The following is a 22,068-nucleotide window of genomic DNA, read 5'->3' on the forward strand; positions in this document are numbered from 1 at the left end:
CGTTGCGGCCCCGTCTGTGGCGCCGCAACCATGGTCAGGCTAAAGCCATTTGACGGGTTGCGTCATCGAGAGCCAATGGCTGGATGAGATGACAGGCGGCGAAATCCTGGCTGCCACGCGCGGTAAGCGCGGGCTGCAGGCTGCCGCATCTCTCCATCGCACGCGGACAGCGCGACTTGAAGCTGCAACCTGGAGGAATATCGATCGGGCTTGGCGGTTCACCTTCAAGAAGGCAGTCTTCCGCCTTGTAGCGGCGTTCTTCAAGTGTCGGCATCGCGCTGAGCAACGCCATTGTGTACGGATGTCCGGGATCGAAGAACAACCGCTCGTTATCAGCCAGTTCGAAGACCTCGCCGAGATACATTACCGCCACACGGTTGCAGACCTTGCGGACCATCGCAAGGTCGTGCGAGATGAAGATGTAAGTGAGGTCGTATTCCTTCTGCAGCTTCTGGAAAAGATCGAGAAGCTTGAACTGTTCTGTCTGGTCCAGGGCAGAAAGCGTTTCGTCCATGATCAGTATTTCAGGCTCCAGAACCAGCGCACGGGCAACGTTGATGCGCTGGCGCTGGCCGGCACTCAGGCCGATCGGCAATTCCTCGTAGAGATCGGCGGAGAGGCCGACTTCGCCCATGACCTTGAGCACCCGCTCACGAATTTTGGCACTGTCCTTCCATCCGTGCGTGCGAAGCGGGCCCTCCAGCATCTTCCCGACCGATGTGCGTGGCGGCAGGGAACCGAACGGATCCTGAAGTACCATTTGCAGCTTCTTGCGGAAGGTCAGAAGGTCTTTGCCACCGAGCATGGCGATATCGTCGGCACCGCACAGAACCTGGCCGGAGCTCGGCAGTTCCAGCCTGCTTAGAAGCCGCATCAGCGTCGACTTGCCACAACCGGATTCACCGACGATCGCGAAACTGTCGCCGCGCCGGACATCGAAGGTGACGTTGCGAACCGCACGCACATGGTTGAAGCCACCGAAGCCGGTCTTCTTCTTTACCCTGTAGACCTGTGAGGCATCGCGCAGGCTCAAGACAACGTCGCGTTTGTCGTTGAGACGCGGCATCTCGGTCTTTTCGATCCAGATCTTCGGCGTCTGTTCGACAAGCTCCTTCGTATAGGCATATGCAGGGGCGGCGATCAGCCTTTCGGTTTCCTGTTCCTCGACGATGCGACCTTTCTCCATCACCAAAATCCGGTTGCAGGCTTCGCGGGCAACGGGAAGGGAGGAGGAGACGAACAGCACAGCGGTATTGAAACCATCTGTCAGTTCCTTCAGCAGACGGATGACCTGGGCTGCGACGGTAACGTCGAGCGGCTGGGTGACGTTATCTGCAATCAGCAGCGCCGGGTTCGTCACCAACGCATCAACGATCAGTGCGCGCTGCATCATGCCGCCGGAAAACTGCGAAGGGTAGTCGCTGAAACGGCTGCGGGCCGAGGGAATGCGGACGGCCTCCAGAAGCTCGATCGTGCGCTTTTCCGCCTCTTTCCGCGAGGTTCCTGGAACGACCGCACGCAGCTTCTCGACGATCTGGACGCCGACCGGCAGTGTCGGATCGAGTGCACCCATCGGATTGGCGCCGACATAGGCGACCCGGCGGCGCAGGGTACGCATCTCGTTCTCGGAGATGCCGTAAATATCCTTGCCTTCGAAGAGGACGCTGCCGGAACGCACGGAAAGCGGCGGTTCCAGCCAGTTGACGACTGCCTTGGACAGCACCGTCTTGCCGGCTCCGCTGGCCCCGACCACACCGACGATCTCTCGCGGCGCGAGGCTGAAGGAGATATTGTCCAGAATAATCTTCGCCTTGTCCGAGCGACCGGCATTAACGGTGAGGTTTTGCAGCTCAAGAAGCGGCTTGATCATCACTCGGACCCTCCGTGAATGGTGTTGCGGGCCCGTTCCAGCGAAGCGCCTATGAGATTGATGCTGGTTAAAGTGAGGCCGAGGAAAATGCCGGGCATGGTTGCGATCCACCAGGCGTTCAGAAGATACTTTCGGCCATCGGCAATAATATTGCCGAAGGTCGGGGTCGGCGGCTGGACACCCAGACCGAGGAAGCCGAGTGTCGATTCAAAGATCATCATGCGCGCTACATCAAGCACCGAGGTGAAGATCACCGGCGGCAGGAGCAGCGGCAGAAGCAGGCTGACGATAATGCGGAAATCGGTCGAGCCCCCAAGTTTGGCAGCGCGCACATATTCCCGCTGCCTTTCCGTCATCACAATGCTGCGCATGATGCGCGCATAGACCGGCCAGCTTGAGAGACCAAGCACCAGGACGATGGCCGGAATTGTCGGGCGCGACACGCCAAGAACGGCGATCGCCAGAATGATCATCGGGATAGACAGCTGCGCATCGGTCAGACGCATGATCAGCATGTCGATACGACCGCCGAAGTAACCGGCGATCGTGCCGAGGGCACAGCCGATGATGAGTGTCACTGCAACCGATGCAATCCCGATCAGGAAGGAGTAACGCAGGCCGACAAGCGACCTCACCAGCATGTCGCGGCCAATCTGATCGGTGCCAAGCGGGTGGCCCCAGCTCCAGTTGTCGCCGAAGAAAAGTGGCGGCAGAAGGCGGGCCTTCACATCCATCTTGGTCGGGTCGACGCCACTGATTTCCGGATAAAGTGCAGCGGCAATCGCAAGCAGCAGGAAGATCGCAAGGCCAATGCGAAAACCTGGCGTCGATGCGGCGCGATCGAATATGCGGCGCGCAATCGAGCGGCTTGCCATTTTAGAAATGATCGGGGTGTCGAGTGCGGATGTGATGGACATCAGTATTCAAGCCTCGGATCGATGGTTGTTGCGACGAGATCGACGACAATGTTGATCAGTACAAAAATGGCGCTCGTGACGATCGCGATACCCTGGATCAACGGAAAGTCGCGCTGCAGCACGGCGTTGATGGTCAGAAGGCCGAGCCCGGGATAATCGAAGATATATTCGACGATGATGACCCCGCCGAGCAGGCTGGAGAATTGCACACCGAGCAGGTTGAGAAGCGGCACCGAGGCGTTGCGCAGGGCATGGTTGGAGATGATCCGCGAACGGCTCAGGCCACGTACGCGTCCGACTGCCACATAGGGCTCCATCATCTGGCTGGATACGGAACTGACCAGCGTGCGGATCAGCACCGGAGACAATTCGACCGCCAGCACGATTGCCGGCAGGATTGTGTAGGCAAAACCCTGATAGCCAATGGCAGGAAGCCATCCGAGCTTCACCGAGAAAAGCAATGCCAGAACGATGCCGAGCCAGAAATTCGGCAGCGAGATGAATATCGATGAAATGTAGAAGGCAAGCTTGTCTGGCCATCTGCCGATCGAAAGCCCGCCCGCAATGCCGATGATTGCCGAGAAGATCAGTGCAATCACCAGTGTCACGGCCGCCAGTTGAAGCGTCATTGGAAGTGCATCGAAAATCAGGTCGAAGACCTTTGCTCGTTCGCCGCGAGTTGAGTCGTTGAATGTCGCGCCACCGGTCGAGGCGCCGTTTGCCGGGCGCACGAAGGACTGGCCAAGATCGCCACGAACCACACCGCCCATGTAGCGACCGAATTGCACCAGTATGGGATCGCGAAGGCCCATGTCGGTTGCGATCTTTTCGATCAGTGCTTCGGGCGCCATGCCGCCCGCCATAAGGCGTACCGGGTCACCCGGCACCACCCGCAAGAGGGTAAAGATCAGCAAGGACACAAGGAATATGATGATGGCGCCCTGCATGAGGCGTCGCATCAGGAAGTTCACGGCAAACATTCAGTCACTCCGCTCGAAAAGTCACGGGCAAGTCCACACGCCGCCTGATCGCGGCGTGTGGCTGATCACGGTCAGGCAGCAGGTTTGGCCGCGTCGATCGACCCGTCGGGATAGATGTACATGCCCTCAAAGTCCTTCTGCATTGCGTGGATCATCACGGATGTGAACAGCGAGAGTGCCGGCATCTTGGCGGTGATGAGAGGCATGGTCTCTTCCTGAAGGATCTTCTTGCGCTCTTCCAGCGTCGGTGCCGAACGTTCCTTGTCGAGGCTGGCATCGATCTCCTTGTCCTCGATGCCGCAGATGCGGTGCGAGGTGGAATGGAAATGGGTGCGCAGGACCAGATCCGGTTCCGGAGACGCTGTCGACCAGCCGCAATCGACCATATGGCCCGGGCCGCCGCCGGGGCGATGGTACAGTTGCTCGTTCCAGGCCGCAGGTTCAAGCACGGTCAGGCTGACGTTAAATCCCTGCTCCTGCAGCATGGCGGTCAGCATCTCGCCATATTCCTTGGTCTTCGGATAGAAGCCGACGGACGTGATGTATTCAAGTGGCGGCAGGCCCTTGCCGTTTGGGAAACCGGCTTCGGCGAGCAGGGCCTGGGCCTTCTCGGGGTCGAATTTCGGGTAGTTCGCCAGATCGACATAGCCGAATTTGACCGGCGAGACGAAATTAGACGAGGCATGGCCGGCCGAGCCCATCAGTTCCATGATCATGTCGCGATCGATCGAATGGCAGGCGGCAAGACGGATACGCGGATCGTCGAAAGGCGGTTTCGAGCAGCGGAACCACAGATACTTGTTCTCGACCGAAACGACCTTGTTGATGAAAATCGCCGGATTGTCCTTGATCGTGTCAACCTGTTCAGGCTCCAGACGTTCAACGATCGAAGCCTGGCCGTTCATCAGCGACAACATACGGGTGGTGGAGTCGCCGGTGAAGGTGAAGTTGATGCCGGGAATGGCTGGCTTGCCCTTGAAGTAGCCGTCATAGGCTTGCATCACGGTGTCGTTGCCGCGCTGTTCGACGAATTTGAAAGGACCGGTGCCGTTGAGCCGCTGGGAGAGCGGGCCGCCGGGGCCGCCGGCGACATCCTTGGCCGACATGATCGGCAGGAAGGATGCAAGAAAGATGAAGAGATGGGCCGGATAGCCGCCCTTGGATGTGTCGACGATGACGGTGTAATCGTCAGGTGTTTCGATCGTCAGCGTCTCGGTCGGGCCGGGATACCACTGCGCCGGACGATCTGCCCTGGAGCCGTATTCGAAGGTTGCCTTGACGTCTTCCGCCTTGAACGGCTTGCCATCATGGAAGACGATGCCTTCGCGCAGCTTGATCTGTAGCCGGTGCGGGTCAAGCAGCTTGATGTCGGTGGCCAGTTCGTAGACGACCGCGCCGGGATCGTCGAGTTTCATCGGCGTGCGGGTAAGAAAGCCCATGACGAAACCTTCGATATTCTTCTGAGAAAGTGTCGTATGAGCGGTCGGGTCCCAGTTGCCGGTGATGTTTTCGGCCGACAGGAACGTCATGCTCTTGCCGGCCTGTGCGAAGGCCGGCGAGATGAAGAAGTCAGGATTGATCTGCATGTAGCCAGCGACGACGGCTGCGCCCGCGGATCCTTGCAGGAAGCGACGACGACTGAATTCTGAACCCATCGAGTTCCCCTTTTCTATTTTGAATAAACCGTCAAATCAGTCAAAACGGTCAAATCAGTCACAAGCAAACAGCGTGCCAATCTCGATTTCCTGCGAGAATCGCGCTTTCGGTTTGATGCAATTTGTGGGATCTGACCATTTATTGGTCGAATGAGAAAGATTTAAGCGACCAGCCGGATCGCTAAAATTACGGGGTCATTTCTGCCGTTGAATCGGGGGATGCTGATCCGTTGTCAAATTGTGTCCGAAACGGACAGCGACGATGATTGCAAGCGCCGCCGGATTAAAACTCTCACGAGAGTTCAACTGAATATTTCGTTTGCTCTTTTGATGGCGTGAATACATCAACAGCGGGCAGTACATCCGCCGATCCATTTCGTGCATGCCCGCCCGCATTTTTGCTGCGGTCTCATCTCTCTGCCGCCTCAGTTGATCACTTCATCCTTCATAGTGATTAATGCTCTACGATGGGTGATCGCGGTTATAGTGACGTCGCCGGCGGGGGCTGTCGATTCCGTCGTTTCACGCTGGCCTGGCCTCAGTAAGGAAAATAAGAGCAGGACCAGAAGAAGGTTCTTGCCATGGCAATTGGCTGTCTTTCACCGCCCGAGAGGTTTAGGCCATGCTTGCCGACCTCACTGGTAAGGCCGCTCGGTATGGCAACGGTTCGGTCATAAATAGCAGCCTGCATATTGCGTGTTTACGGCTGATATCAGCCGCTATCCTGCTCTTTCAATATCCCGATGAACTGCTCGTCCGAGAATGCCTGGCGTTGCCCGTCTCTTCAGGGTAACCGACCCTACCAGGATCGAAGGTCGTTTTGCGGCTCAGATCACCGGCCACCTGCCGGAAGCCAGTTAGATTGCAGGCGTCCAGTTGCCCTGCGCGACGTGATTGAAGGTCCCACCTGAGTGGGTTAAATCAACCTCAGTCCCGTGCCGGGATCAAACACGTGTAGGTCGGACGATGCCACTTCAACACCAAGCACCTCGCCGATGGCGGGTCTTATGTCTGCTGGAACAGAAATATTGATCTCGTGGCGGTCGTTTTTCAGGCAGATCAGACGTGTCTCACCGTGGAACTCGTTCCGCTCGACGGTGCCGCGAAAGGCTTGAGCATCCTGGTTTATGCGAAATGATCCGGGCCGAATTCCAACGGTAACCTCACCGGAACGGAGGCCTGCCGGAGCTGTAAACCTGACAAGATTGTCGCCCAGCCACTCCCGCGTCATCTGCAACTGAAGAAAATTCATGTTCGGTGTGCCTATGAAGCCGGCAGCAAACACTGTCCGAGGCGCCTGATAAATTTCTTCGGGCGTGCCCATCTGCTCAATACGGCCGTCCTTCATCAGGACAATACGGTCGGCAAGCGTCATGGCTTCGAGTTGGTCGTGAGTGACATATATGCTTGTCGTTTTCAGGTCGCGGTGGAGGCGCGCGATCTCGACCCGCAGGCTGCCGCGCAGCTTGGCATCAAGGTTTGAAAGCGGTTCGTCAAACAGGAAGACCTCCGGGGTCTTGATCATGGCGCGGGCGATGGCCACACGCTGCTGCTGTCCGCCGGACAGTTCCGTCGGCTTGCGCGCAAGATAGACGCCAAGACCGAGCGCGTCGACCACAGGCGCCAGGCGCTGATCGATCGCGGCTTTTCCTATTCCGGCCCTCTCGAGACCGAAAGTGATATTGTCCCGCACGCTCATATGGGGGTAAAGCGCGTAGTTCTGGAACACCATCGCGATGCCCCGGTCACCCGGATCGCGATCGTTCATCCGCTCGCCACCGATGAGCAGATCCCCGCCTGAAATCTCTTCAAGCCCGGCAATCATCCGCAGCATGGTGGATTTTCCGCAGCCTGACGGGCCGAGAAAGACGACGAATTCGTGGTTGTCGATCTTCAGGTCAAAATCCCGCATGACCTCAAGCGAACCATAGACTTTCCTGATCCCCCGGCACTCAACAGTGGCCATCACTTCGTCTCCCCGTCCACGACGATCTGCAGCTTTACGTCCTCTGGCCGGCCTTCGGCCGCCCTTTCGAAGGCCTTGATCGATTGATCAAAGGCATAGGTGCCGGAAACCAATGGCTTCAGGTCGACCTTGCCTGCGGCGATCAGCGCCAGTGCACGGTCAAACACGTTGGCGTAGCGGAAAACCGTTTCAATACGGCATTCGCGGAAGCAGGCCGCCGCAAGGTCTACCGCGACGGGTTCGGGCGGCAGACCGACGATAACGACTGTTCCGCCCGGGCGCACGACCTTGAAGAGATCACGGACCGCGGCCGGTGCGCCGGAGCATTCAAAGACGATATCGGCTCCCCAGCCTTCTGTCGCCTCGTTGACGGTCTCAATGAGATCCACCTCCTTGAGGTTGATACCAGTGATGCCGCCATAACTTTCGGCCAGTTTAAGCTTTGTTGCGGAAATGTCCGAGATCAGCACTCGCGAGCAGCCGCCGGCAAGGGCGGCCAGTGCCACCATGATGCCGATGGTTCCGCAGCCTGTAACAACCGCCGTATCGCCGGGCGTGATCTTCGCCCGCGCCGCCGCCTGCATGCCCACGGCAAATGGTTCAACCATCGCGCCTTCGGCGAAGGAGACATTGTCAGGCAGCTTGTAGGTGAAACTTGCCGGATGGACTGTCTCCGGGCACAAGACGCCGTGCACTGGCGGCGTTGCCCAGAATGTCACCGCAGGATCAACATTGTAGAGGCCGAGCCGCGACGCACGCGATTTCGGATCGGGGATGCCCGGTTCCATGCAGACGCGGTCGCCGGGCTTCAGATGGGTGACATTGGCGCCGGTCTCGGTGACGGTTCCAGCCGCCTCGTGGCCGAGAACCATGGGCGCGTTCACGACGAAGTCACCGATGCGACCATGGGTGTAATAGTGCACGTCGCTGCCGCAGACGCCAACAGTATGGATACGAATGCGAACGTCATCCGGCCCCAACTCTTGAGGAATTTCGATATCGCGCAGGGAAAGTTCGCCGACATGTTCGAGGACAAGTGCTTTCATGGGTCAGTCAACCTTGGTCAGTTTTCTTGGAAAATGCGGCGTTGAGGCCACCGGCAAGCACTCCGAGCAGGATCAGCGGTGGCAGCGACAACAGGACGACGGCGGCGTTCAGAATTCCCCAGGGCACATTCATGCCGAGCTGTGACATCTCGGACGCGATGATCGGCAGGGTCTTTGCCTTCGAGGTCGTGAGCATCATGGCAAGCAGGAACTCGTTCCAGACAAGGACGAAGGAGAAGGCAATGGCGCCGAAGACCTGGAAACGGGCAATCGGCAGGGCGATGCGGAAGAAGGTCGCATATGGGCCAAGCCCATCCACCCGGGCAGCTTCTTCAACGTGAAGGCTGACACGCTCGAAAGCCGGCACGGAAAGCCAGATGGTGATCGAGGCTGTCACAATGAGATAGGTCACGATCAGCGACAGCCGGGTGTCATAGAGATCAAGACCGAGCCAGATGACCAGCATGGGAATAGCGATCGCGACGGGCGGCAGAAAGCGCAGCGACAGAACGAAGAACTGCGCCTCCGCCGTGATCCTGTTCTTGAACCGGGCGATCACATAGGCCGCCGGTACACCGAGTACGGCGCCAAGCACGACCGCACTCGAGCAGATGATCAACGAATTGGTAAGTGCGCGCGCCACCGAGCGGCGATTGAGCACATAACTCATATTGTCGAAGACAGGCTGGAAGATAAGCTTTGGCGTTGACACCAGCAGATCGGCATTGGTCTTGAAGGCGTTTAGCAGGGTCCATAGGAGTGGCAGCACGACAAGTGCAGCGGCAAGAACCAACAAAAGCCTGAGCAGAAAGGTGGATATCTTCATCGGTTCAGCCTCTTCCAGGTAAAGGTAAAGGTGACGATGGTCAGGACCATCATGATGACGGCCATGGAGGACGCATAGGAGATCTTGCCGGCTTCTATGAAGCCTTGGGAATAGGCATACATGTCAAGCGTCTCGGTTGAGATGCCGGGACCGCCGCGCGTCATGACGTAAACGAGGTCGAAGGAGCGAAGACTCTCGATCGCCTTGACCAGCAGCAGACTGATCAAGGGTGCTTTCAGCATCGGCAGGGTCACGAAACGATGGATTTCGAAGCGGGTCGCCCGATCTATGCGTGCGGCTTCCAGCGGCTGAGGCGGCAGGGATTCGAGAAGCTTCAAGATGATCACTGAAAAGAACAAGCCCCATTGCCAGACATCGACGAAAGCAACAGCAAGGAGGGCGCCGAGCGGCGTCGACAGAATGTCGGGCGTGATGCCGGTGAGCTCCCTGACCGGCCAGGTCAGCGCGCCGTAGAGCGGATGAAAGGCGAACTTCCACACAAAAGCGGCGCACACGCGTGGCAGGAGAACGGGAATGATGAAGAGCACGCAGAGGACGTTGCGCATACGGGGGCTCGCTGCCTCGAACATGGCAATCCCGAGCGCAACCCCCGTCACCATGGTCAACGAGACGCTGATAACCTCCCACTTGAAAGATACCCAGAGCGCGTTCAGGAAACGGGCATCCGAAAACAGCGCCAGATAATTGGCTAACCAGACATAGTCTGCATCGGGTGCCGAAAGGGTCCGGTTCTGCAGGGATATATTGATAGCGTAGATCGTCGGCACGAGCGCCAGAATGATCAGGATACCCAAACTGGGCCCAAGAAAGACGTAAGGCAGCGAGCGGCCTCGGCGCATGGCAGATCCTCGGATTGGGAAAAGGGGGGCGCGTCATCAGACGCGCCCGTCAGACGGCTTGGGAGGCGTCAGAGTTTGGCTGCGAAGGCTTCTAGGTCGTTCAGCGTCGCCTTGATGTCAGTGCGGCTACCGGTGATCAGCTCTTCCAGCATGATGCCCCACTGGTTGCCCAATTCCTGCCAGCGCGGATCCTGCCAGAAGGTGACTGTGGTCTTTTGACCGGTCGCCGCCATGGCGTCGGCAAGGTTCTGGCCAAAGGTCTTGGCGTATTCCGGGCTCTGATAGGTGCTTGTGCGCGTCAACTCGCCCGGCTGGCCGGCGGCGAGGCGGCGGGCTTCCTGTTCCTTGGATGTTGCCCAGGCAACAAAGAGACCAGCGCAGGCCTTTTCCTCATCTGTCTTGTTGGCCTTGGACGCGATTGCAAAACCATGGGCGTAACCGGCCCCCGGCAGCGGCGACGGCGGAACGGAGAACGCAACCTTGTCTGCAACCTGGCTCTGTGCCTTGTCGACGGACATGCCGCCAAGGGGTGCGGATTCGATGATGATCGCCACCTTGCCGGAGCGGAAGGCGCCGGTGGACTCGTCCCAAGAGCCGGTCTGAGTGCCCGGCGCCGAATATTTGAAGAGCTCGAGATAGGTCTCTGTCGCCTTTACCGCGGCATCCGAATTGAAGGCCGGCTTGCCGTCCTTGAACCACTCGCCGCCGTTTGCTTTGAAGAACGGCATCCAGCGCCAGACGTTGGCGCCTGAACCGCGCTGTCCGCGAAGCGCAGTGCCGTAGACGCCGTTGGCCGGATCATGCAGCTTCTGCACGGCTGCGAAATATTCGTCCCAGGTCTTCGGCGGCGCGATGCCTGCCTTTTCCAGGAGGTCGGTACGGTAGACCATCAGGTCGCCGCCACCCTGCACCGGTGCAAACCATTCTTTGCCGTCATAGGTCGCAGCTGCGCGCATACCGGCGTCAAAGTCTTTGTAGTCGTATTCGGATGGATAAAAGCCATCAAGCGGGACGATCCAGCCAGACGAGGCAAAAAGCGCCAGATTGGCTTCATCAACATAATACACGTTGAAGCTTCCGACCGTCGAGGCGTCGGCCTGCGACTTCGCGCGGCGATCGTTCTCGTTGAGATAACTGATCTCGAAGCCTGCGCCGGAGAGCTCTTCGAACTCATCGACATATTTTTCGAGAAGGGTCAGTCCGTCGCGCGGCTGCGCCAGGACACGCACGTCGCTGGTGCATTGTGCGGCGGCAAAAGCGCTGGATGCTGCAAATATGGCGATAACCGCGCAACCGGCGCGGAGAGCGTTGAGTGTCATGATGTCCTCCCTGAATGGCAACTCCCTTGCCATCGACCAGCCCACATTTACGCAAGCGACGGGCGCGTACTAGTTTGCCTCCGTCACAGAACTGGTATTATATTGACATTTGTGCGCTGTAACATGAGCAATTGAATGCCTATTGCATCAGACTTTCCTCAAACAGTCTCTGAGACTTTCACCGCCACGCGCGAGCAGATCGTCTTACCCGGAGGCGCTTCCTATCTGATCCGGAGGGACGACTATCCCAATCCGATCTGCATCTGGAACTATCATCCCGAATGGGAGATTCACTTCATCCCTGACGCTTCAGGATTTGCTTATGTGGGGGACTATATCGGCCCGTTTCGGCCTGGGCATCTGGTGCTCACCGGGACAAATCTGCCGCACAACTGGATCACACCCGGTGCACCGGCTTTGCCAGGCCGAGACATGGTCCTGCAATTCGACGCGGATGCCCTGATCGGTATTCGCGCAGTATGCCCTGAGTTTGAAGTGCTCCACCGGCTGAAGCCTCTGGCCCAACGGGGGATCGAGGTTCTGGGCGCCGACGCGCTCTTGATTGGAGCGAAGATTCTCGAGCTTCACGCGGTGGGACACCGTGGTGGGCTCGGGCTGTTTTTAGAGATACTGGAGGCAATCGAAGCGGCCACCGAAAAGAGGTTGCTCGCCAGCGAACACTTCATAGCGGTCTATAACCAGGTGTCGGACCGCAGGCACCGCCGGATCGACCAGGCAATCCAGATCCTGCAATCGGATCCTGGTGCGCAGATGCATGAAGTGGCTGCGATGGTTGGTTTCGAGCCGTCCGCCTTCTCGCGTGCCTTTCGGCGCCTAACCGGCATGAACTTTTCTGACTACAGCCGATCCGTCCGCGTCTGGCGAGCAAGAACCCTTCTCGCGGAGACCGAAATATCGATCACCGATATCTGTTTCGAGGCGGGCTTCAACAACCTGTCGAACTTCAATCGCTATTTCCGGATGGAGATGGGACTCACGCCCCGGGCCTACCGAAAGGCCGCGCGCATAAGAGCCAAGTCTGTCATTGGAGGAGTGCCGGTTAAGTCCATTTAATGGTGGTCGCGCCGAGATATCATCGATCCCTCGGGCTGCAATCGGTTTTTGTCGTATCACCGCCGCTTCGATATGTCGGCCTCTTCGCTCACAACAAAACTGGCATCTCCATATCCCTGAACCAGTCTTGCGAGGGGGGTGGCAGTCGGCCGCTGCATTTGTTGCTTCAGCTCTGTCGCATCGGGCGGCTGTTCGCAATTGTCCTATTCGGGTTCGCCCATATCCAAGCATTTGCTTGCCGGTGAGATAAAGACGATTAAAAAATACTCCTGTTTACGCTCCGGGACAGACCGGCGTTTGAAGCGCTGAAAACCTTACCTGGGTCTGTGGTGTTCCGGGCTCATGAATTCGGTTCTTGCAATGGCCCAAATCGACGACGCGATTCCTGGCGACACCGTTTCGACTTCGACTTCGACGTTCGAGCGGCGGTTGATGTATGTGCTGGGCGGTCTTTACCTCGCTCAGGGGATACCGACGTATCTGCTTTTGGTGGCCCTGCCGCCGATCATGCGCGAGAGTGGGGCATCGCGCACGTCTATCGGGCTGTTTTCGTTGCTGATGCTGCCGCTCATCCTGAAATTTGCGGTCGCACCGTTGGTGGATCGATGGTCTCCGTTACCCAAGCTTGGCCATCGCCGCGGCTGGGTTGTGCCGACCCAGCTTCTCGTCAGCGCCGGTATCGCTTCCATGACGCTGGTGGATCCGAGCGATGCCACGGTCCTTTTTGCAATCTGCATATCGATCACGCTTGTCTCCTCAATCCAGGATATTGCAACCGACGGCTACGCCGTAAGATGCCTGACCGACAAGACGCGCTCGCTGGGTAATGCCGTGCAGGCGGGTGCCGTAGCGCTGGGCGTAATCGTTGGCGGGACGGCGGCACTGGTGGTGTTTCATGTCGCTGGATGGCGCACGATGATACTGCTGGTAGCCGCGCTGTCGTTGCTGCCCCTTCTTGCAGCCCTGGCGATGCAGCCGGAAGCGCCCACGGTTGGCAAAGAAAAAAAGCGCGCAAGCCTTGCTGGTTTCTTCCGCCGTCCGAGTGCCTGGCTGATCCTCGGATTTGCGCTGACATACCGGGCGAGCGAAGGTCTCGTGCGCGGGATGGAAGGCACCTATCTGGTTGACAGCAAGGTCCCGGCTGACTGGATCGGTTACCTCTCTGGCGGAGCGGCGGCAACTGCGGGCCTGATCGGCGTGGGTATCGCTGCTTCCATTATCCGCAAGGTTGGCCTGACGACAACGCTTATCCTGCTGGGTGGCCTCAGAAGCTTGTGTTTCCTCGCCTTCACGCTGAATGCGTCCGGCGTCTGGCCCGGCATGTGGGTGGCGATGTCGGCCTCGGCATTCCAGACGCTGATCCGCTACATGGAGCTGGTAGCCATCTATTCATTCTTCATGAAGAACTCTTCGGACGATCAGCCAGGAACGGATTTTACCATTCTCACCTGTGCCGAACTGGTCGTCTACATGGTTGGTGCATCCGCAGCCGGCCTTGTTGCCGACCGGATGGGTTATTCCGCGCTGTTTTCGACGGCAACAGTTCTTTCGCTTGTCGGAATGGGACTTTCCGTCTGGTTCCTTGGAAGGATCGGACGCGGTTCAGGCGCGTCGCTACGGCGATGATGACAAGCGGCCGGAGTGACGCTTTCCAGCGGTGTCACGAGACTGCTTAATTCCTCACAGGTTTTTTGCCTCGTCAGGCGCCGTCATGCGGCGCAGGTCTGTCGGGCGTATTCCGTAGCGACTGCGGAAGGTGCGATTGAAATATGACAGGTCGTTGAAACCGACGCTGTAGACGATCTGGCTGATCGGAGTTGCGGTGTTCTCGGCAAGAATCAGGCTCTTGGCGAGCACCAGCCGCCGCTCCAGCACGTAGCGCGAAAAGGTCGTGCCTGTCCGACTGAAAAGTTTCTGGATCGCGCGCGGTGTGATGCCTTCGGTGCGTGCCACATCAGCTATCGAAAACGCACCGTCGGCAAGATTTTCCTCAACCATCGCCTTGATCGCTTCAATGCGGTTTTGCGGAACTGCCGAAGGCGGAACCTCGTTCCCATATCGGGCGAGAACGGGAAGCAGGGAGTAGAAGTGCGCCACCATCATGGTGGCATGCTCTTTGTCCTGATGGTCCTGTTGAAGAAGATATCCTGCATAGTGGGTCAACAACTGCAATGGCAGGCATTCTGCTGAAAAGGGCCGCAACAAGATCCGGTCGATCGACTTTCGTGCAAGGGTGAGGGCGGCATGGGGAAGATGGGCGCAGTCGAGGCGCCCGCCTTCCGGCAAAATAATTTCCGATGCCATATCCGTGGGAAGGATGATGACATCACGGGGTTCCAGTTCGAAAGTGTGCTTGCGATGATGGACAATCAAGGTTCCGTCAGTTGCACGCAACATCGCGATATCGGGCCTGCCGATCCCATGAGCTGTCAGCCGCAAGGGTGTTTTGGGCAGGTAAACGGTTGCGAGAGAAAGGTTTTCGTGTTTCCAGACAAGGCCGGTGACACCCGCCAGATCACCGTCTTCAACGGTGATTGTTGCTTCTCCCAACATGTCCAGAAGGATTGTGCGGCAGACCAGTCTGCTTTCTGGATCAGGTAGCGAGAGGGTTCCAAGTTTCAGGGGGCGGACAACTTCCATGAAAAATAAAACCTGTCTTTGCTGTTGATGTTCGCATCTATCCAAATCGGGTTCGTTCCCATCCAAGCCCGGCGGCTTCATAGCGCATAAAACATGATCAAAACAGTCTTGTATTTTCCGAGGGACGACTTGGAAGATATTTTTTGCGCATTGGGGGCGACATGATCGGAAAGTGGAATGTCGGCGTTAGTCTTGTGGCTATCGTCGTCGCAATCGGGGGCGGCAACAACGCCGTTCAGGCGCAGGATACGTCTCAGAACGCGCAATCAGACAATGGTTCTACGGTGCTGGAGCCGATCGTTGTAAGTGGCAACCGCATACCCCAGCAAATCTCGCGGACGGCGCGAACGATTTATGTCGTCGAAGCACAGGCCATCGAGGCCGAAGCCCGTTCAGGCAAGTCGCTTCAGCAGATTCTTGCTGAGAGAGTTCCAAGTTTCGACCCCGCCAGCGAAGGTGCGCGCACAGCCTATGGCCAGAACCTGCGGGGACGCACGGCCCTCATTCTCATCGACGGCGTTTCGATGAACTCGGCGCGGTCCCTGAGCCGCCAGTTCGATTCAATCGATCCCTTCAATGTCGAGCGTGTCGAGGTTCTGTCTGGCGCGACGGCAATCTACGGCGGCAATGCCACAGGTGGTGTCATCAACATCATCACGAAGAAGGGTAAAGATGCGCCGGACGGTTTGCGCGGTGAAGTGACGGCGGGCCTTGGCAGTGGCTTTGGCCGTACCCGTGACCTTGACCGCAACGGGGCAGGTGCCGTGACCTATAACAGCGAAAACTGGGATGCACGTTTCTCCATTGCCGGCAACCAGACGGGAGCCTTTTACGATGGCTCCGGCACGATGCTCACCCCGGATATTACCCAGACTTCCACAGCATTCAACAAGCGCATCGATTTCATGGGTACTGTCGGTTTGCAGATCGATGACGACAGGCGCCTTGAGGTGTCCGGCCAGTTTTATGACAGCGCCCAGGATTCGCCGTTCGGGCTTTATCTTGGCGCAGGCCTTGCCGGGATCCGCAATTCCAACCTGGTTGAAACGCGGGACGGATACCGATCGGATTTCGACCCCCGCACGCGCCGTACCATGGTAAACGCGACTTACACCGACAATGATTTCCTGGGGCAGGCACTGCTTCTGCAGGGCAGTTTCCGGCGGGAAGAAATCCGGTTCCACCCGTTTCCCGGTAGTGCGATTTTCTCGCCCTTCGTCTATTTCGGTGGCAGCTCGCAGGATACCGATTACTATAGCCTGAAGGCAGCGATGATCTCGGAGCCGCTGGACGGGCTTAAGGTGACATATGGCATCGACGCCGACCGGGATTCGCTGAGTTCCAAACAGAACGTCTTCGATTTCCTGACAGTGGCGACGACCGGTGCGATGGACTTCAGGACACGCGGCATTACCGGGCTTTATCCCGACATCGATGTCTCGACCCTGGCCGGTTTCATCCAGGGATCTTATGAGGCGACGGACCGGCTGACGGTCAATGGTGGTGTGCGTTATCAATATGTCACCACCGACGTATCGAGCTTCGCCGGCGCGGCACAGCAGGTCGCCGTTCTCAACCGGGTCGGCTCCTCTGTGGATCCCATTCCCGGCGGGGAAGTCAGCTACGATGCGGCTCTGTTTAACGCCGGCGCGACCTATGAGCTGACCGATGCGCAGCAAATCTATGCCAATTTCGGCCAGGGTTTCGAGCTTCCTGACCCGGCAAAATACTACGGGATCGGTAGCTATAGGCTTGTCGGGGGCCGTTACGTCCTCCTGGACAGCGTCAATGTTGCCAACTCCGCACTCCAGGCGATCAAGACCAACTCTTTTGAAGTCGGTTATCGTTTCAATGACGATAGCTTCAGCTTCCAGACCGCGGCATATTACTCGCTCTCCAACCGATCCATCGAGTTGAACCGCACGACCCTGGCTGTTGATGTCGTTGATCGTGAGCGACGTGTCTATGGTCTGGAGGCCAGCGCCAGCGCGACACTGGATTACGGGTTTGATGTTGGCGCATCCGGTCACTGGGTGAAGTCGGAAATCAAGTCTGACGGTAACTGGGAGAAGGAAAGCATCGGTACCGCCAGTGTTTCCAAGCTCGGCAGTTATATTGGCTGGACGAAAGATAACTTCAACATCAAGCTGGCCGGGCAGCATGCCTTCAATCTCAGCGACGACGACAGCCGGAAGATTGATGGTTACACCCTGTTCGATCTAACCGGTGCCTATCGCTTCGAAGCGCAGGACACAACGCTTCGCTTCGGCGTGATGAACTTGTTCGACAAGGATTACACAACCATATGGGGCGCGCGCGCCAACGCGCTTTATGGGGCTTTGGCCAATGAAGCCGTGTTCGACTACAAGGGACGCGGACGCACGTTCGCCGTTTCATTGACGAAAGTTTTCTGATGGATCATCAGGGCGGCATGTGGCGGGGATATTTACTCCCGCCACATGCCGCCAGGTCAGCGCAATGACCGGTCCGACCGGCTATGGTGCCTTCAATCTCCATGGCTGCGAAACAGTCGGGCTTATCGGGAGGGCGCGCGCGTTCTGGGCGCGGGCGCTGAAGGAGAAGCGGCAGTTTCGATATTTCTAAGGCTCACAGTGGTGGAAAGATCGAGGTTGGTGACATGTCGGCGATGCGTCAGGCATCGAGTGTCTGGAAGCCGCCGTGTTTGAATGTCTGTCATGCACATCTCCCGCGCTTCGATTTCTGACCCTGTCGGACAATGGCCGGGCAGGGCTTAAAAACGAATTTGCGGCCCAACTTTACCCCATCTGCAATGTGGACCGACAGGATGGGGCAGACGCCCGTTCTCCGGGACGGCGAGGTTGTCGGTGCTGTTCGCCATTTCAACGAGGACAACAGCAAACAACGTTGTATCGAGTTGCTGGGCGATGAAGCGGGCAAGACCTCAGAAGTTGAGGGGGGGATTTATGGACCGCGTGAGTGTCCAGTCATCATTGCGCCGGAGTTTCGGTAGGTAACGATTATATCTCTGCTGACTTACCGGTAAAAGCTACAGAATGTCATCTTTTTCGCAGCACTATTTGCGAGGAGGTTGTTGGCGCAATCTCAAAGGCTCACGGAAACAGAAAATCGGAAACAATCTAGTCGAAAGACGATCCAGGAACGCTGGCGCAAGCGCTAGATAGCGCTTGAAATATGACTCTGGAAAAACCATTTGACCGGCGATTTATGTGCAATGGAGGTATCAATGACGACCGTACAAGAGCGCCAGCCCGAGCAACACGTATTCGAAGCCGATGTCAGCCGACTTCTGCACATGATGGTGCATTCGGTCTACTCGGACAAAGATGTATTCCTGCGCGAATTGATCTCGAACGCGGCGGATGCCTGCGAAAAGCTGCGGTATGAGTCGATTTCCAAGCCGCAACTCTCGGCCGATGGGATCCAGCCTGGAATTCTCGTGACGCTCAATGAAGAGGCGCAGACACTCGTTGTCGAAGACAGCGGCATTGGCATGGACCGCGACGAGATGATCGACGCGCTCGGTACGATCGCGCGCTCGGGGACAAAAGCATTCATGGATCGGCTTGAGGCGGCCAAAGCTGGAGAGAAAGCGCAACTGATCGGCCAGTTCGGCGTCGGCTTCTATTCATCGTTCATGGTCGCTCACCGGGTCGAAGTAATCTCGCGCCGCGCCGGCAAGGACGAGGCCTGGAAATGGTCATCCGACGGCAAAGGAAGCTATGACATTGTTGCGGTCGATCCGGGACAAGCACCGACACGCGGTACTCGCGTCGTGTTACATCTCTTGGAAGATGCAAAGAAATATACGAGCAAATGGACGGTGGAGGAGATCATTCGAAACCAGTCCGGCCACGTCCCCGTACCTATCCGTCTGGTCGAGAAGGAGGGTGCCGAGCCCTCACAGGTATCCGATGGTGCAGCGCTATGGATCAAGCAGAAGAATGAAATATCCAAGCAGGATTATGTCGATTTCTATCGGAGCGTTTCAGGCCAGTACGACGAGCCGCTGAGTAACGTCCATTTCCGCGCTGAGGGCCGACACGAATATACGACTCTTGCCTTCATACCCGGTTCTCAGCCATTCGATGTGTTTGATCCGGACCGACATGGTCGGATGAAGCTCTATGTGAAGCGCGTTTTCATAACCGATGATGCCGAACTGCTACCGCGCTATCTGCGCTTCGTCCGTGGCATCGTTGATACTTCGGATCTGCCGCTCAACATCTCCCGCGAGATGATCCAGGAAAGTCCGGTCCTCGCGGCCATCAAAAAGGGCGTGACGAGCCGGATCCTTTCCGCGCTGGAGAAGATGGCCGAGCACGACGGCGAGACGTTTGCCAAGTTCTGGGATATGTTCGGGGCTATTCTCAAGGAAGGCATCTACGAGGACTTCGAACGGCGCTCACAGTTGCTGAAGCTGGCACGCTTCCGCAGCACCGTATCGGGCGAGGCGACACGCAGCCTGGCTGACTACCTGGCCACGATGAGGGAAGGACAATCGGCGATCTATTATATTAGCGGCTCCACTTTGGATCAGCTGAAATCGTCGCCGCACCTTGAGGGTTTCCGGGCCAAAGGGATCGAAGTCCTCCTGCTTACAGATGGCGTCGATAACTTTTGGCCGACCAATGTGCCAGATTTTGAAGGCAAGCCATTTAAATCTGTCACCCAAGGTCTTGCCGATCTGAACACTGTTGCCGGGGAGGGGGACGCTGATGAGGCTGGCCGGCAAGCTTCTCCCGAGGTTGGAGCCTTCATCGATTTCGCGCGAAGCGCCCTTGGTGAGGAGGTCGCTGACGTGCGTATTTCTGATCGGTTGACCGAAAGTGCGGTCTGCCTTGTGGCGTCGGATTATGGCCCCGACCGCCAACTCGAAAAACTCCTGAAAGGCGCCGGGCGGTTGCAAACAACGTCGAAGCCGATCTTGGAGATCAATGGGCATAGCGAACTTGTGAAAAACATTGCTTCAATGGACGATCAGGCGTTTCGCGAGGATGCTGCGTGGCTTTTGCTTGACGAAGCCCGCATCCTTGACGGGGACAAACCAGCCAACCCGCGCGCGTTCGCCGATCGGCAGGCCAGGTTATTTGCCCTTGCGATGAGATCCGGTAAGTGACAAGCCTTGGCAAGGCGGCCTTTGCCTGCCTTGCCAACACTCGGCCGAAGAGGACGATTGGTGGTTGCCGATGGTGCGCAGGTTATCAATGAGTGTGACTGCGTTTTCTCAGATGATGCATCATGACAGCGCCAATTGCGCCCGGCACAGCCCCTTCAGTGCCGCTTTACCCTCTGGAAGATGCAACTGCACTGCAGAACCCACCATAAGTCATCATTGGAACTGTAAACTGCCAAGGGCCCGTTATAGAACCCCTGCAGATCTCATAAACCGCTGATGCCAGGTCTTGCTGCTATCTCAAAAGCTCGTAGTGGCTTGCGGCTCGCCCTGACGCCGACCACTGAGCACCGCGAAACGCCATGCTTTGAAGCTGCAGTCCACCTCGGAAAATCCCGTATCGTGCATCCATTGCAACTGGTTCTCTATAGGGGAGCAACGATCGTGGGACATCCGCTCGAGCGCTTTGGTGATTTCCTCTTCGGGTACGCCCAGCCTCCTGACCTGTTGCAGCCAGATACGGGCGTAACGGGCCTCTACCTCGCAATCATGGCCGAGGACCTGCTCGGCGTTGACGAACAGACCACCCTCCGACAAGGCGCTCCGAATTTCACCGAAGAGATGCTTTTTCGCGGCGTCTTCCAGATGATGGATCGCCAGCGCTGAGATGATGAGATCCCACGGACCGCCGAGTTCGGTATCTGACATGTCGGCCACGGCATAGGTAATGGCCGGATTGCCATCGAAGCGTTGCCGGGCCTGCTCGAGCATCTTTTCGGAGGCATCGACGAGGTGGATCTGGGCATCGGGGTGGCGGGCCAGCAGCATTGCCGTGAAAAGGCCAGTGCCAGCGCCAAGATCGAGTACACGCAGTTTCTCGGCGTCCCGCCAGTCGTCGATCAAGTCGAGTGCTGTCCCGTAAAACGTATCGAAACAGGGAATAAGGCCGCGCCGAAGGGCGTCGTAGCCGGATGCATCCCGATTGAAGACGGGTAAGGACGAAACATTTATTGGTGACATGGTGTGTCTGAACCTTTCGGGATTGTAATCTACTTCGCCGTGGCGGCGTGGATCAGGCTCGGGTTCAATGAATATGTCGCTGTCGCCTCGCCGCTTGCAAGGATGTGGCCAGCCATGGCTTTTTCCACGTCTTCGCCAGTGAACGGCCCGGCAAGGCCCAGTGTCGCAACGTCGAGCGCGGCCACTTCAAGGATGTAGCGGTGAACGCGCTGATCGTTTATGGGCGGGCAGGGGCCGTCGTAACCACCATAGGTGCCTGCCATGCCATCAGTTTTGGCCAGAAAACTCGTATAGACATTGGCGCCGCGCAGTCCGTGTGGTGTCAATCCGACCGGCTTGCCGCCCAGCACGAGACCATCGCTTTCCGTACCTTCGCCGATGGATATGATGCCGGCGGGAATATCGGCCAAAACCCAGTGGAAAACGTTGATCCGCGGCGCGTCGTCTGGAATCGTGGTGCCAGGTTTATTGATGAGGCTAAAATCGAGTGGTACGTCCGGATCGGTCATCAGTAACACATAAGATCTGGTGCCCTCTGGGCCTGCCGACCATGAGACCCCCGGGCTCACGTCCTTCGCCCCTTTTCCGGGCGGGCAGAAGGCGGCGGAATTTGAAAACCGGCCAGAACCGTCAAGCCCTTCGATCTTTACGGACAGCGTGGAGTCCGCGGCCATGGGCGCTGTCGCCGAAAATGTGGCGGCCACAATGGCAGCGCATATGCTTCTTTTATTCCTGTTCATCTCGTCTCGCCTGGTTGATTTCAGTCGAGCATAGGGAAC

General features: G+C 57.6%; 17 protein-coding genes. 5 read left to right on the forward strand and 12 right to left on the reverse strand.

The genetic code is table 11. The annotated features are described in order from the left end of the window. Nucleotides 1-34: 34 nt before the first annotated feature. The 9 genes from ACQZ6D_RS18300 to ACQZ6D_RS18340 all read right to left on the reverse strand — a co-directional run bounded on the left by ACQZ6D_RS18300 (nucleotide 35) and on the right by ACQZ6D_RS18340 (nucleotide 11,439). Nucleotides 35-1,870: a dipeptide ABC transporter ATP-binding protein gene (locus tag ACQZ6D_RS18300; protein WP_003516954.1), complete on the reverse strand. Its 1,836-nt coding sequence runs from the start codon at nucleotides 1,868-1,870 to the stop codon at nucleotides 35-37. Next, nucleotides 1,870-2,787, reverse strand: coding sequence for an ABC transporter permease (locus tag ACQZ6D_RS18305; RefSeq protein ID WP_003516951.1), 918 nt, complete (start codon nucleotides 2,785-2,787; stop codon nucleotides 1,870-1,872). Before ACQZ6D_RS18305 ends, ACQZ6D_RS18300 begins: the two co-directional genes overlap by 1 nt. Continuing rightward, nucleotides 2,787-3,767, reverse strand: a complete 981-nt coding sequence (locus ACQZ6D_RS18310; RefSeq protein ID WP_003516948.1) for an ABC transporter permease — start codon at nucleotides 3,765-3,767, stop codon at nucleotides 2,787-2,789. The genes ACQZ6D_RS18305 and ACQZ6D_RS18310 overlap by 1 nt, the downstream gene beginning before the upstream one ends. A gap of 71 nt (nucleotides 3,768-3,838) precedes the next feature. Continuing rightward, on the reverse strand, nucleotides 3,839-5,422 hold the full coding sequence (locus tag ACQZ6D_RS18315) for an ABC transporter substrate-binding protein (protein ID WP_448730343.1): 1,584 nt from the start codon (nucleotides 5,420-5,422) through the stop codon (nucleotides 3,839-3,841). Between the two features lie 916 nt (nucleotides 5,423-6,338). Then, nucleotides 6,339-7,388: an ABC transporter ATP-binding protein gene (locus ACQZ6D_RS18320; RefSeq protein ID WP_448730342.1), complete on the reverse strand. Its 1,050-nt coding sequence runs from the start codon at nucleotides 7,386-7,388 to the stop codon at nucleotides 6,339-6,341. Next, the gene (locus tag ACQZ6D_RS18325) at nucleotides 7,388-8,434 is read right to left on the reverse strand and encodes an NAD(P)-dependent alcohol dehydrogenase (protein ID WP_003516944.1); all 1,047 of its coding nucleotides are present in this window, start codon (nucleotides 8,432-8,434) and stop codon (nucleotides 7,388-7,390) included. Before ACQZ6D_RS18325 ends, ACQZ6D_RS18320 begins: the two co-directional genes overlap by 1 nt. A 7-nt stretch (nucleotides 8,435-8,441) precedes the next feature. Further along, nucleotides 8,442-9,260 carry a carbohydrate ABC transporter permease gene (locus ACQZ6D_RS18330; RefSeq protein ID WP_003516943.1) on the reverse strand — a complete coding sequence of 273 codons (819 nt, stop codon included), beginning with the start codon at nucleotides 9,258-9,260 and terminating at the stop codon, nucleotides 8,442-8,444. Then, a complete protein-coding gene (locus ACQZ6D_RS18335; RefSeq protein WP_003516941.1) occupies nucleotides 9,257-10,120 on the reverse strand; it encodes a carbohydrate ABC transporter permease in 864 nt (287 codons plus the stop codon). The genes ACQZ6D_RS18330 and ACQZ6D_RS18335 overlap by 4 nt, the downstream gene beginning before the upstream one ends. Nucleotides 10,121-10,188: 68 nt before the next feature. After that, nucleotides 10,189-11,439 (reverse strand): ABC transporter substrate-binding protein, encoded by a 1,251-nt coding sequence (locus ACQZ6D_RS18340; protein WP_013637578.1) that lies wholly within the window; start codon nucleotides 11,437-11,439, stop codon nucleotides 10,189-10,191. A 135-nt stretch (nucleotides 11,440-11,574) separates the two neighbouring features. Here ACQZ6D_RS18340 and ACQZ6D_RS18345 point away from each other — a divergent pair, with 135 nt between their 5' ends. After that, nucleotides 11,575-12,513 (forward strand): AraC family transcriptional regulator, encoded by a 939-nt coding sequence (locus ACQZ6D_RS18345; RefSeq protein ID WP_013637579.1) that lies wholly within the window; start codon nucleotides 11,575-11,577, stop codon nucleotides 12,511-12,513. 342 nt (nucleotides 12,514-12,855) lie between these two features. Next, nucleotides 12,856-14,139, forward strand: coding sequence for a RhtX/FptX family siderophore transporter (locus tag ACQZ6D_RS18350; protein ID WP_019565888.1), 1,284 nt, complete (start codon nucleotides 12,856-12,858; stop codon nucleotides 14,137-14,139). A 54-nt stretch (nucleotides 14,140-14,193) separates the two neighbouring features. Here the strand turns inward: ACQZ6D_RS18350 and rhrA are convergent, their stop codons facing one another. Next, nucleotides 14,194-15,153, reverse strand: coding sequence for a rhizobactin biosynthesis transcriptional regulator RhrA (gene rhrA / locus ACQZ6D_RS18355; RefSeq protein ID WP_313595930.1), 960 nt, complete (start codon nucleotides 15,151-15,153; stop codon nucleotides 14,194-14,196). Between the two features lie 161 nt (nucleotides 15,154-15,314). On the opposite strand from rhrA, the gene ACQZ6D_RS18360 reads away from it, so the two are divergent. The 3 genes from ACQZ6D_RS18360 to htpG all read left to right on the forward strand — a co-directional run bounded on the left by ACQZ6D_RS18360 (nucleotide 15,315) and on the right by htpG (nucleotide 20,272). Next, nucleotides 15,315-17,567 (forward strand): TonB-dependent receptor, encoded by a 2,253-nt coding sequence (locus ACQZ6D_RS18360; protein ID WP_112154709.1) that lies wholly within the window; start codon nucleotides 15,315-15,317, stop codon nucleotides 17,565-17,567. Between the two features lie 64 nt (nucleotides 17,568-17,631). Next, the gene (locus ACQZ6D_RS18365; RefSeq protein WP_272872342.1) at nucleotides 17,632-17,757 is read left to right on the forward strand and encodes a hypothetical protein; all 126 of its coding nucleotides are present in this window, start codon (nucleotides 17,632-17,634) and stop codon (nucleotides 17,755-17,757) included. Nucleotides 17,758-18,379: 622 nt separating this feature from the next. Continuing rightward, the gene (gene htpG / locus ACQZ6D_RS18370; RefSeq protein ID WP_111796286.1) at nucleotides 18,380-20,272 is read left to right on the forward strand and encodes a molecular chaperone HtpG; all 1,893 of its coding nucleotides are present in this window, start codon (nucleotides 18,380-18,382) and stop codon (nucleotides 20,270-20,272) included. A 297-nt stretch (nucleotides 20,273-20,569) separates the two neighbouring features. On the opposite strand, the gene ACQZ6D_RS18375 is transcribed toward htpG, so the two are convergent. Beyond that, nucleotides 20,570-21,289, reverse strand: a complete 720-nt coding sequence (locus ACQZ6D_RS18375) for a class I SAM-dependent methyltransferase (RefSeq protein WP_111796264.1) — start codon at nucleotides 21,287-21,289, stop codon at nucleotides 20,570-20,572. Between the two features lie 29 nt (nucleotides 21,290-21,318). Beyond that, entirely contained in the window at nucleotides 21,319-22,029 is a 711-nt protein-coding gene (locus ACQZ6D_RS18380; RefSeq protein ID WP_448731736.1) for a YbhB/YbcL family Raf kinase inhibitor-like protein, read from the reverse strand. Nucleotides 22,030-22,068 lie beyond the last annotated feature (39 nt).

It is taken from the genome of Agrobacterium sp. 22-3639C2, assembly GCF_053522105.1.